Annotated in this window: 13 protein-coding genes; 11 read left to right on the top strand and 2 right to left on the bottom strand. The window is 38.4% G+C overall.

Features of this window, described 5'->3' with window-relative positions:
- The first annotated feature begins 187 nt into the window (after positions 1-187).
- The gene (gene cccB / locus V7161_RS04330; protein ID WP_335442551.1) at positions 188-550 is read left to right on the top strand and encodes a cytochrome c551; all 363 of its coding nucleotides are present in this window, start codon (positions 188-190) and stop codon (positions 548-550) included.
- Positions 551-684: 134 nt separating this feature from the next.
- Positions 685-1,851, top strand: coding sequence for a tryptophan synthase subunit beta (trpB, locus tag V7161_RS04325; protein WP_335442549.1), 1,167 nt, complete (start codon positions 685-687; stop codon positions 1,849-1,851).
- Positions 1,852-1,925: 74 nt separating this feature from the next.
- On the opposite strand, the gene V7161_RS04320 is transcribed toward trpB, so the two are convergent.
- On the bottom strand, positions 1,926-2,732 hold the full coding sequence (locus tag V7161_RS04320) for an alpha/beta fold hydrolase (protein WP_335442548.1): 807 nt from the start codon (positions 2,730-2,732) through the stop codon (positions 1,926-1,928).
- Between the two features lie 503 nt (positions 2,733-3,235).
- Between V7161_RS04320 and V7161_RS04315 the strand changes: the two genes are divergently transcribed.
- The 6 genes from V7161_RS04315 (at position 3,236) to V7161_RS04290 (ending at position 8,557) form a co-directional block, all read left to right on the top strand.
- Entirely contained in the window at positions 3,236-4,870 is a 1,635-nt protein-coding gene (locus V7161_RS04315; RefSeq protein ID WP_335442546.1) for a long-chain-fatty-acid--CoA ligase, read from the top strand.
- Between the two features lie 20 nt (positions 4,871-4,890).
- Positions 4,891-5,670, top strand: a complete 780-nt coding sequence (locus V7161_RS04310) for an SDR family oxidoreductase (protein WP_335442545.1) — start codon at positions 4,891-4,893, stop codon at positions 5,668-5,670.
- 119 nt (positions 5,671-5,789) lie between these two features.
- Entirely contained in the window at positions 5,790-6,269 is a 480-nt protein-coding gene (locus V7161_RS04305; RefSeq protein WP_335442544.1) for a hypothetical protein, read from the top strand.
- Positions 6,253-6,879 carry a hypothetical protein gene (locus tag V7161_RS04300; RefSeq protein WP_335442543.1) on the top strand — a complete coding sequence of 209 codons (627 nt, stop codon included), beginning with the start codon at positions 6,253-6,255 and terminating at the stop codon, positions 6,877-6,879. The genes V7161_RS04305 and V7161_RS04300 overlap by 17 nt, the downstream gene beginning before the upstream one ends.
- Positions 6,880-6,901: 22 nt before the next feature.
- Entirely contained in the window at positions 6,902-7,468 is a 567-nt protein-coding gene (locus V7161_RS04295; protein WP_335442542.1) for a polyhydroxyalkanoate biosynthesis repressor PhaR, read from the top strand.
- 21 nt (positions 7,469-7,489) lie between these two features.
- A complete protein-coding gene (locus tag V7161_RS04290; protein WP_335442541.1) occupies positions 7,490-8,557 on the top strand; it encodes an alpha/beta fold hydrolase in 1,068 nt (355 codons plus the stop codon).
- An 84-nt stretch (positions 8,558-8,641) separates the two neighbouring features.
- On the opposite strand, the gene V7161_RS04285 is transcribed toward V7161_RS04290, so the two are convergent.
- A complete protein-coding gene (locus V7161_RS04285) occupies positions 8,642-9,421 on the bottom strand; it encodes an alpha/beta fold hydrolase (RefSeq protein WP_335442540.1) in 780 nt (259 codons plus the stop codon).
- 209 nt (positions 9,422-9,630) lie between these two features.
- On the opposite strand from V7161_RS04285, the gene V7161_RS04280 reads away from it, so the two are divergent.
- The 3 genes from V7161_RS04280 (at position 9,631) to V7161_RS04270 (ending at position 12,030) form a co-directional block, all read left to right on the top strand.
- Positions 9,631-10,176 carry a hypothetical protein gene (locus V7161_RS04280; RefSeq protein ID WP_335442538.1) on the top strand — a complete coding sequence of 182 codons (546 nt, stop codon included), beginning with the start codon at positions 9,631-9,633 and terminating at the stop codon, positions 10,174-10,176.
- A 118-nt stretch (positions 10,177-10,294) separates the two neighbouring features.
- Positions 10,295-11,434: a sensor histidine kinase gene (locus V7161_RS04275; protein ID WP_223595036.1), complete on the top strand. Its 1,140-nt coding sequence runs from the start codon at positions 10,295-10,297 to the stop codon at positions 11,432-11,434.
- The gene (locus tag V7161_RS04270) at positions 11,431-12,030 is read left to right on the top strand and encodes a response regulator transcription factor (protein ID WP_223595037.1); all 600 of its coding nucleotides are present in this window, start codon (positions 11,431-11,433) and stop codon (positions 12,028-12,030) included. Before V7161_RS04275 ends, V7161_RS04270 begins: the two co-directional genes overlap by 4 nt.
- Positions 12,031-12,075: the final 45 nt, after the last annotated feature.

Genomic DNA, 12,075 nt, shown 5'->3' with positions numbered 1-12,075 from the left:
TTAGCTCAGCTGGGAGAGCGCAACCTTGACAGGGTTGAGGTCGGGGGTTCGAACCCCTCACAGGTCATCAGAAATCCTAACATCAAAATGATGTTAGGATTTTTTTTGCGAATTAAAAGTATAACAACTAATGGTATGAATATTACAGAATAAGATAACAAAATCTATAAATGATGGAGGTGAGATTATGAAGAAACTCATAAATGGTGTGATTTGTATTGTTTTTCTTGGTTTTCTTGCAGCCTGTGGCGGCGGCAATGATAAGGATACTGCGGATAATGATAAAACTACCACTAAAAAAACCGAGGAAAAAGCGCCAGCCACTAATACTGCTAATGCTGATGCTACCTTTCAGCAAACCTGTGCTGCCTGTCATGGAGCGGATTTAAAAAGTGGCAGTGCACCAGACCTAGATAGGATTGGCTCGAAATATTCAAAGGCTGAAATTCTAGATATTATCGAACACGGTAAAGAAGGCGGTATGCCAGCGGGACTCCTTAAAGGTGATGACGCCGATGCAGTTGCTACTTGGCTTTCAGAGAAAAAATAAATGTATAGGAAAACCAGAATGGTTTTGAGAACCAATCTGGTTTTATTTTTATTACAAGTGTTTGAATATTCAGTTAAAAGATTTTATAATTTAATTGAACCAAAATAATAGTTTTTGAAGGAGACGAGTGGAGTATGGAAAAAGTAAGTGTCGATAGTAAAGGTTATTTTGGAGAATTTGGCGGAAGTTTTATACCTGAGGATCTCCAGCAGGTAATGGACGTATTAGAAGAACAATTTTTAAAGTACAAGGACGATCCTGAGTTCCGAGAAGAGTTCAAATACTATTTAAAAGAATATATTGGGAGGGAAAATCCGTTAACTCTAGCTGAGAATTTAACAAATCAGCTGGGCGGAGCTAGAATTTATTTAAAAAGGGAAGATTTAAACCATACCGGCGCCCATAAAATAAATAATGCCATTGGTCAAATATTATTAGCGAAGCGAATGGGAGCAAAGCGAATCATTGCTGAAACAGGAGCAGGACAGCATGGTGTAGCAACAGCCACAGCATGTGCAATGTTTGGTATGGAATGCGTGATTTACATGGGCAAGCTAGATACAGAACGCCAAGCGTTAAATGTCTTTCGGATGGAGTTGTTAGGCGCGAAAGTGGTACCTGTGGCTAAGGGACAAGGGCGTTTAAAGGATGCTGTAGATGAGGCGCTGGGCGATTTGGTGCAAAACTATCAAAATACTTTTTATTTACTAGGTTCGGCAGTTGGACCACATCCATATCCAACAATGGTCAAACACTTTCAAGCGATTATTAGTGAGGAATCTAAGCGACAGGTGCTTGAAAAGGAAGGAAAGCTCCCGACTGCGGTTATTGCCTGTGCAGGTGGCGGAAGCAATGCGATTGGAGCTTTTGCCCATTATATAGAAGAAAAGAATGTCCGCCTAATTGGCGTAGAACCTGCCGAGGCGCCAACTTTAACAGAAGGAGTTCCGGCAGTTATCCATGGATTCAAGTGTTTGACGCTGTTAGATGAAAATGGGGAACCCAAACCAACGTACTCAATCGCCGCAGGCTTGGATTATCCAGGTGTTGGTCCGGAGCACAGCTTTTTGAAAACAACTGGCAGAGCGGAGTATGTAACGGTAACTGGTCAGGAAGCGTTGGAAGCTTTTCAACTATTAAGTAAAACGGAAGGAATAATCCCAGCCCTGGAGAGTTCTCATGCGGTTGCCTATGCTATTAAGTTAGCAAAAGAATTATCAAACGATGATGTAATCATCGTGAACCTATCAGGCCGCGGTGATAAGGACGTAGAACAAGTTTTTCATATGCTGCAAAAATAAATCCTGGTGCCAAGAGTGAAAACGATTAATGATAACAAAATGCCCGATCAATTTTCTGACCGGGCGTTTTGTTATTACCTTTGTTTATTAAGAAATTCTAAAACTCTTTTATTTACTAAATCATTTGCTTCCGTGACATAAATGTGTCCCGCACCGTTGATGGTTAGAAATTCTGCATTTGGAATTTTCTCTGCTAAGGTTACACCATTTTCATAAGGAACTAACCTATCCTCATCCCCGTGGATGACGAGCGCAGGTGCTTTAATTTGATCAATTTCATTGTAGGTGTCATGGGCTAGGCAGGCTTGCAGCTGAAGCATGTATGCATATGGAAGTATAGGAAGTTCAATTCTTCGTTGGATGTCCTCGGCAATGAGTTCCCGCTGATTATCGATAAAGGATTGACTATAGAGAATCGGAGTCGTTGCCCAGGCCATTTCCTCAGGAGTGGCTGTTGAAGAAGCTCTTGATAACATTAGCATCGAGACATCCGCACTAGGTTGTACATGATTGATACCTCCAGAGGTTGTACAGCCAAGGATAAGAGAGCGGACTTTTTGTGGATATTTAATGGCAAATCGTTGAGCAATCATTCCACCCATCGAAATACCATAAACATGGGCGGATTCAACCCCCGCAGCATCTAATACGGCTTTTGTATCCTCTGCCATGAGCTCGATGGAATAAGGGGTATTCGGTTTCCCGCTGTGACCGACACCACGATTGTCGAAAATAATAACCTTGTAATGCTCACTTAAAGCCGGTAATGTTCTGAACCAGGACTTTGAGTTAAGAGACAATCCCATAATTAATAGTAATGGTTCACCTTCACCATGCACTTCATAATAAAGATCAATTCCGTTTGCATTTGTTATAGGCATATAGGGCAACTCCCTTTCTTCTAGATAATAATAGATTATATGATTTCAATTAGATTGCAAGAACCTAAAGGCTTCAAAAAGACCTATTACGGTGATAGAAGTATAAAAAGTATTATATAAGAATAATGTCTTTTTAGTGTGAGGGCAATGGAAGGAGTAAGAGGTAATAATATTTAGATGAATTATCCATGTATTATAAATGATTGTACTTGTCGAAAGAAATATTTTTCGACAATATACGCTATTATTTTTTTAGGAGTGAATCTATAAAGCGCTTAATTTAAAGAGTATTTTAAAGCGTTTTCAATCCCAAACACATAGGATCTCAGAACATTTGGAGAAATATGTCGAGAACGATAGGTTTACAAATCCATATTTTTCTACAATAATTATAATTATATTAATATTCTAAATATTTATGGTAAATTCATAACATCAAAGAAGGACAGCAATTTTAAATAAGAATGTTGATATGAAAATATCATGAGGAGGCATCATGTTTTATGGTTTATCAGCAAAAGCCGTGGTTGAAAGTTTATGATTCGAGAATTGATGAATATGTTCAGATTGAGCACAATTCCCTTTACGATTTTTTACAAGGTGCAGTAGACCGTTATAAAGACAAACCTGCTTTCACATTCTTTGGAAATGTTTGGTCATTTAACACGACAAAAGTAATTACAGATCAATTGGCTTCGTCATTACATAGAGCGGGATTTACAAAAGGTGACCGTTTGGCCATAATGCTTCCCAATTCCCCTCATTACATTTTCACCTTATTTGCGGCCTTTCGCTTAGGTGGAATTGCTGTCCAAGTTAACCCTATGTACGTTGAAAGAGAAATTGAGCATGTTCTACAGGATTCAGGCTCTGAATATATGGTCGTTCTGGATGCTTTCTATCAAAAAGTAAAAAATATACAATCGGCGACACCATTGAAAAAGATTCTTGTTGTAAGCTTTGGAGGAGAACGTTTTGACCTTGCTGAGGGGGATCATTATTTCGATGAATTCCTTAATGGAGAATTGAATTTACCTGATGTGGAAATTGATTGCCTTGAAGATGTAGCTGTTCTCCAATATACAGGCGGAACTACAGGACTTTCCAAAGGAGTTATGCTTACCCATAATAATCTTTTAGCAAACTTCAATCAAGTTTGTGATTTTGCTTATAAAACTTGTGATAACAAACCAGAAGATTTTAAGATGATAACTGTTTTGCCTATGTTCCATGTATATGGTCTCTCGAGTGTTGCCCTTTGCGGAATTAGGGAAGGCGCCAATCAGATTATATTACCACGATTTGATCCCAAAGAAGTAATGGAGATTGTTAAGAGGGAAAAACCATTCCAAATGTCTGGTGTTCCTACTATGTTTTTTGCTTTAAATAGTCAAGAGGGACTTGAAGATTGCGGGTTTGATCAACTTTATTACATCGGAAGCGGAGGCGGTCCACTTCCCGTTGAACAAGCGAAATTGTTTGAAAAGAGGACTGGTATTAGGTTACTTGATGGATATGGTCTTTCAGAGGCAGCTCCAACAGTCATTTTTAACCCTCCGTTCGTACCAAGGAAATTTGGCAGCATTGGTATTCCTGTCCAAAGCACAATCGCAAGAATAGTCCATGAAACAGATGATGGGTTTGTTGATGTACCTGTTGGCGAAGCGGGGGAATTAATTATTCAAGGTCCACAAGTAATGAAAGGGTACTGGAACCGTCCAGAGGAGACAGCAGCAACATTAAGAGATGGATGGCTGTTTACAGGTGATATCGCCAAAATGGATGAGGATGGATACTTTTATATTGTTGACCGTAAGAAAGACATGATTATTGCAAGCGGCTACAATGTCTATCCTTGTGAAATTGAAGAAGTGCTTTATCAGTTAGAAGCAATTGAAGAAGCACTGGTAATTGGGGTTCCGGACCCATATCGCGGTGAAACAGTGAAAGCATTTGTCAAGGTAAAAGCGGGGTATTCGATTTCTGAAGAGGAAATAAAACAGTTTGGCAAGGAAAACCTTGCACCATATAAGGCGCCGAAGGAAGTAGAAATTCTTCCTGAACTGCCAAAATCATCAGTCGGAAAATTATTAAGAAGGGTTTTAAGAGATCAAGAAGAAATAAAAATAAAGGCCTAATTAAATATGGAGGGGTAAAGATGAGTTTGATAGATTTATTTAGTCTAAATGGAAAAACGGCAATTGTTACTGGCGGCAGCAGGGGATTAGGTCAACAAATCGCAGAAATATATGCCGAGGCTGGAGCTAATGTTGTAATTTGCTCTAGAGATATCAACGCATGTCAGGAATTAAGTGATACTTTGAAAGAAAAAGGAGTTCGTTCACTTGCATTTAAGTGTGATGTTTCCAATCCAGACGACATCCAGCATGTTGTTGACGAGACATTAAAGGAATTTGGCCGAATTGATATTTTAGTCAATAATAGCGGGACAAGCTGGGGTGCACCAGCCTTAGAAATGCCAGCCGATAAATGGGATAAAGTAATGGACATTAACCTTAAAGCAGTCTTCTTATTTTCCCAGGCAGCAGGTAAAGTGATGAAAGAACAGCGCTCCGGTAAGATTATTAATATAGCCTCCATTGCCGGAATGGGCGGTCAGAATCCATTAGTAATGGATGCGATTGGTTATTCCGTCAGTAAGGGTGCTGTTATCACATTAACGCAAGAACTAGCCGTTAAATTAGCGCCTTATAATGTTCATGTAAATGCGATTGCACCTGGTTTTTTTCCTACCAAAATGACAAAAGCTATTTTGGGCTATTCAGGAGAGAAAATTCTTGAGCGTACACCAGCTGGACGTTTTGGCGCCGATGAAGATATGAAAGGGCCAGCACTTTTCCTAGCTTCCAGTGCTTCAGATTATGTAATGGGCCATGTTCTAGCTGTTGATGGCGGATCGTCAGCAGGAATTCTCTAAGCAATGTTAAATAAAGTAAAATATATTTTTGAATTTTTAACAAATTGTAAATTGACTTAAAGGCCTGAATTTACTATGATTAGATAAACATACCGACCGGTTAGTTATGAGGGAATTTAATGGATTCCGAACACCAAGATAGAATGACTTTTTATAAAAAATTTGAAGAAGAGCTCAATAAAAGCATCCATGCCCGTACCAATTGCCGTTCCTTTACCCGCGCCTTTGGCAGGGGAATGGATGCGCATCTTTCCCGATTAAAGATTCACAGAAGGTTAACAACTAAGTGGTTGAACCGCTTAGATCTGGCGAATAAAGATGAAATAGCTGAACTCTCTGTAAGAATGGTAGAGTGTGAGGGAAAGCTGGATTTCCTGGATGAGACGGTCTATATGACAGCAAAAAGTCTGAAGGAGAACCGTTTTAAGGTTAAAAAAGTCCAGAAATCGCTTGAAGAATTATTGGCTATTTTAGAAAAAGAAGTAAAGGCAATCCAAGATTATAAAATAAAAAAACTAGAGGAAGAGCTGTTGGAATTAAAACAGCTTTTTACTGTAGATTTTGAAATGGAGGAGAATATTGATGGCAAAGAAAAATGAAAAAGAGCTGGAAGCAGTTGTTGAAAGCCAAGAAACAGAATTTCGTCCTGAAGAACAACTATCAAGCTTAGACATGTTGTGGAGGCTTGGATTTGATGAATTAGATTCATGGGCTGAAAGATTTAACAAGCGGGATGATTTATTCCTGGAATCAGCTAAAAGCTTTGTTGAAAGAATTAGAAGCAATCAGGAAAATATTAAAGCAATTACAGAGCAATTTAACAAAGAGCTTAAGGAATGGGAAAAAGGAGCACGGGAGGAGTTACTTGTAACGACTACGTCCATTCAGCAATTTTTTCCAATAAAATCGTATGAAGAAATCAATCAAGTGGTGGATGATATTCAGACTAAAACTACTTCTCTGCTTTTAACTCCATTCCGTTCGTTAACGAATGGCCAGGCAATTGAAAAGTACTTAGAAACGCTGGAACAATATATTTCTTTTAGAAAAAAAGGCCGAGAAAAATATGTTGACAGCGTAAAGAAAACAACGAATGTGGTCTATGAAAATCAAAGAATATTTGCAAATCTATTTGCAAAACAAGTTAAATCGGCAATGTTCCCATTTCAACAATATATGAAAGGCGTTACTGAACTTACAAAAAAATGATTATAATGCAGGGGTGGAAATGATGACAGGCAAAAAAACATATGATCCATATGAATCTCTTCATAAGTTTAGCCAATTATGGGAAAAGCAGATCAATGATTTTATCTATCTTTGGACGAATAATAAAGAATTTGTCAAAATGTCCAATGTAGGAACAGAGATTCATTCCCGTTATCTTGATCAATTTAAAAAAAATCAAGAAGCACTTGCTAGTGTTTTAAATTTGCCTACTAAAAATGATGTGACGAACGTGGCAGCCTTGACGATTCAGACAGAGGAAAAAATTGAAGCTCTTGAGGAACAAATATGGGATCTGCAGGATTCTGTAAAATCTCAAAGCAAGGATATTGAGAGTGTTGTGGAAGTATCCAAGGAGATTATTAAACTAACAAAACAGCTTAAAACAGAGCTAGTGAAAACAAAAAAAGAGCTTTCAGATTCTAAGGATTTACATGCCGAGCTGCAGGAAATGAAATTTGAGCTCTTAAAGTTAAATGATTTTAAAGAAGAATTTGAAACACTAAAAGGTTTGATTGAAAAAGACAAAAGCGCTGAGCGTGAGCTTGCTGGTGCTGGGGCGACCAAATAATAGCGGAATGGAGGGAAGATAGTGGCAACAGAATCACCTTTAAAGAACGCAATCCCAGATTTGAATTACGAGAAGGAAATGGAGCGATGGTCTCAGGTTTTTAAGATTTTAAGTGAACCAGAGCCAAAAATAGGGCTTACTCCAAGAAATGAAGTATGGAGAAAGAATAAGTCGGTATTATGGCATTATCCTGCCAAAGAGAAAAAGTATGAGGTTCCATTATTTTTGGTGTATTCACTTTTTAATAAACCGTACATTTTAGATATTGCCCCAAAGGCCAGCGTGATCGAGGGTCTTACCAATATGGGCTATGAAGTGTATTTATTGGACTGGGGTACACCAGGCTATGAAGATAAGAAAATTGGTTTAGACACCTACATTGATAAATATTTAAGAACGGCAGTAAAAAGGGCCATTCGTCATTCTGGTGCAGAAGAAATTACTCTTGTCGGCTACTGTTTAGGCGGAACTATAGCTTCACTCTATGCTGCAGTTGCAGATGAACCAATTAAAAACTTGATTGTAGCAACGGTGCCAATCGATTTCGGCCCATTCGTGGGACCGGATAAATGGGCTGAAGGTATGAGAAATGGTGATATGAATATTGACCATTTTATTGATGTTTATGGAAATATGCCGCCTCAATTAGTTGAAGGCATGTTCAGAGCCATTGGAGCTCCAATTTATTTTACAAACCATACCTTGCTTTTAAGCAGGGCACACGATAAGCGTTATGTGGATAAGTGGCGAAGAATGAATAAGTGGACAATTGACCAGGTTCCATTTGCAGGGGAAGCATACCGCCAATTGGCGAATGACTTTTTCAAAGAGAATAAGCTGGTAAAAGGAGAATTTATAATCGGCAACAAAAAAGCGGATCTAAAGAATATTAAGGCAAATCTTTTCGTCGTTTCTGGCTCCAGAGATCATTTAATTTTGGAAGATCAGAGCAAGCCGATAATGGATTTAGTCTCAAGTGAGGATAAAACCTATATCGTGGTTGAATCTGGCCATGTTGGTATGGCGCTGTCCGGAATGTTTGCTGGCATTGTCGATAAATGGGCTTCCAGCCGTTCTAATCCAATTTAAAATTATTCTGTAATAAATTTAAGTACAAGTAAATATATAATAAGTATGAGCAATTTGAGGAGGAAGGAACTAGTTCCTTCCCCGCTAACTTGCCCTTGTGTGTTTATTTAAAAAGTTACGCAGGACTTCATTGAAGGCTTCCTTCGCTTCAAGCTTGGCAACATGACCAGTATTTCTGAAAATAACAAACTCGGAATGGCGAATTTGTTTGTGCATCAGTAATTGAACCCAAACGGGGATGACTGAATCATATTGTCCCCCAATAATTAAAGTTGGAACTTTAATTTTAGGAAGCAGACTTAAATTATTCACTTTTAGACATGCTTCCATCGATTTAAAATAATATTCACTATTTGGTTTATAATATTGATAAAAGTGATCAAAATTTTCCTTTGACCATGAGTAAAGGCAAATCTTTGCAGCTGTTTCTCTTAGGTCGTCAGGAGACTTATTTTCTGCACGTGCTTCCCTGAATTTCAAGAATAACTTTCCAAGCTGCTTCGGTGCATAATGGAAGGTGCTGACAAGCATTAAGGAACGGCACATTTCAGGAGCCTGGCGATAAATTTCCTGTGCCACCATCCCCCCCATAGACAAGCCGCATATGTGTGCGCTTTCAATTTCAAGGCCTTTTAAAAGGGTGATGACGTCGTATGCAAAATTTTTAATTGATATTTCTCCAGGGGATTGATATTCACCATGCCCCCGTAAATCGGGAATGATTAACTCATATTGATCGGCAAATTCAAATTGATTAGACCAGCCCTCCTTAACTTCTCCTAGACCGTGAATAAAAACTAATGGCTCACCCTTACCGAGTCTTAAATAGGGAATTCCTGAACAGTTCCTGAAAACTTCGCTCAAAATGCATTCCTCCTCAAGTTTTTATAATAATCTATGTTTCCAACATTCCTAAGGTATAAACATTTTTAAGATTCTGATTATTTTATTATATAATCAGTGTTGACAGATTATGACACATAGGTGTAAATTACATATATAGACTAGCTAAGAAAATACATACGAAGCTTTTGTTCTAATTGAGGAACAAACAAAAAGGAGAGGGATAAACTATGACTACTAAGAAAGTTGATCAAGAAGGAGCATTTGATTCCAATCGTTTTGTAGACACATTCTGGAATCAATATGAGCAATCATTAAATCAAGCAAGAAAGCTGCGCGAAAGAAGAGAAGATGCGTATCTTAATGCTGTAAAAGAAGCGGTAAAGTTTAATCAAGAATTTAGAGGCTCACTTGCCAATCTTTTTCAAACTTCCAGGCAAACAAGTACAGAACTTGTTAAAGGAGTTTCAAGTAATCTGGCTAAAAGAGTTGATGAAAAACAGGCAATACGCCCTGAATTGAAGGACCAGTTTGGTGTGGTATCCGAACGAATCGAGCAGTTAACTATGGCTCCACTTGCAGCCGGCATAGATCTACTTCAACGATTTGAAGAAAATTTTGTTGAAGGTAGTGAAAACTATGTTAAATATGCAAGAGAGCGCCGTAATGGCTGGCAAAAAGTTTCCGATGAATATTTAAAGGCTGCAAAGGAAAACCACAAAAAGGTAGCTCGTCGCCTTGAGGAAAGTCGAAAAGTTTTGGTAAGCTCTAAATAAGATAAAGATTTAAACTCCACTGACCTAAAATAGTGGAGTTTTTTCGTTTTCTTTCCAAATGAAGGTACTTTGCGTTAAGATAGTGGATAAGGAATTACTAAAAAAAGAGGTACAGCTCATGATTAAAAAGTATATGACATTCCAAAAAAATAATGGGATTGCTCCATATATTTGGACTGTTCTCTGCATTTTACCGTTTTACTTCATTTTTCAAGCGCCTACCACCCTTCAAATCGTAGTAGGAATTTTACTAACGCTTCTATTTTTTATCCTTTATCGGATCGCGTTTATTTCTAAAGGATGGCCTGTCTATCTTTGGACATTAATCCTTATTGGTATCTCCATAACAGCGACCAGTCTATTCAGCTATGTTTATTTTGCTTTTTTTCTTGCCTATTTTATTGGAAATATAAAAGACCGCGCAGCTTTTTTAACCTTGTATTTTATCCATCTGCTCAGTACATCGGCATCAATTAATTACAGCATCGTTATGCATGAAAAGCTCTTTTTACAGCAATTGCCCTTTGTTATTATCATTTGGATTAGTGTGATCCTACTCCCATTCAGTATTTATAACCGGAAAGAAAGAGGGCAGCTTGAAGAAAAATTGGAATATGCCAATAAAAAAATTTCTGAGCTTGTAAAATTGGAGGAACGGCAGCGGATTGCCAGGGATCTTCATGATACTTTAGGACAAAAACTTTCCTTGATAGGATTGAAGACGGATTTGGCAAGAAAATTGATCACGAAAGACCCTGAGCAAGCCAGGAATGAATTGAAGGATGTTCAGCAAACGGCAAGGACTGCACTAAGCGAAGTAAGAAAAATGGTTTCTTCGATGAGGGGTATTCGTATAAAAGATGAAATGTTACGGGTTAAGGAGATTCTGAGGGCCGCCCAGATTCAATTAGTTTCTGAAGAAGAGTTCACTCTGACGAATGTTTCGTTATTGACTGAGAATATATTAAGTATGTGCTTGAAAGAGGCCGTTAATAATGTGGTCAAACATAGCGGAGCCACAACTTGTTATGTTTCAATTGAGCAATCGTGGAAGGAAATTGTATTAACCATTCGTGATGATGGTAAATTTAAAGGTACAGAAGGGTTTTTAGCGGAAGGGCATGGACTAATTGGAATGAAAGAGCGGCTTGAATTCATTAACGGCAGTCTTGAACTTGTGACTAATAATGGAACAACCTTAATCCTAAAAGTACCGAATGATGTAAAGCCGCATTTGGATAAGGAGGAGCGAAAATGATAAGAATCGTTATCGCTGAGGACCAGCAAATGCTTCTAGGGGCCTTTGGATCACTGCTTAATTTGGAAGAAGATATGGAAGTAGTGGGAAAGGCCTCAAATGGGGAAGAAGCTGTCTCACTTGTGAAAAAATTCAAACCAGATGTTTGTATCATGGATATTGAGATGCCGGGAAAAAGTGGACTTGAGGCAGCTGAGGATCTTAAAGGGCTTGGCTGCAAAGTAATCATTCTTACTACATTTGCTAGGACGGGGTATTTTCAGCGCGCATTGAAGGCTGGTGTCAGTGGGTATTTATTAAAGGACAGCCCCAGTGATGAACTAGCTGGCTCGATCCGGAGCGTGATGGCAGGCCGAAGAATTTATGCACCGGAATTAATGGACGATGTATACGGGGAGGAAAATCCTTTAACTGACCGTGAAAAAGAAGTGTTAGAACTTGTTGCTGATGGCAAAAATACAAAAGAAATTGCAGAAGAACTCAGCATAAAAACAGGAACCGTCCGCAATTATATCTCCATCATCTTGGATAAACTTGAAGTAAAAAACCGTATCGAAGCAATTACCCAATCGAAGGAAAAAGGCTGGTTTAAATAAATAGTATTTTTTACGTAGTAAAAATCAAAACCACCAAGCGTTAAG

This window comes from Neobacillus drentensis (genome assembly GCF_036965425.1).
GTDB lineage: Bacteria > Bacillota > Bacilli > Bacillales > Cytobacillaceae > Neobacillus > Neobacillus drentensis_F.
Note: the sequence above shows the minus strand (reverse complement) of the source record. Positions and strands in the feature narration are given on the sequence as shown.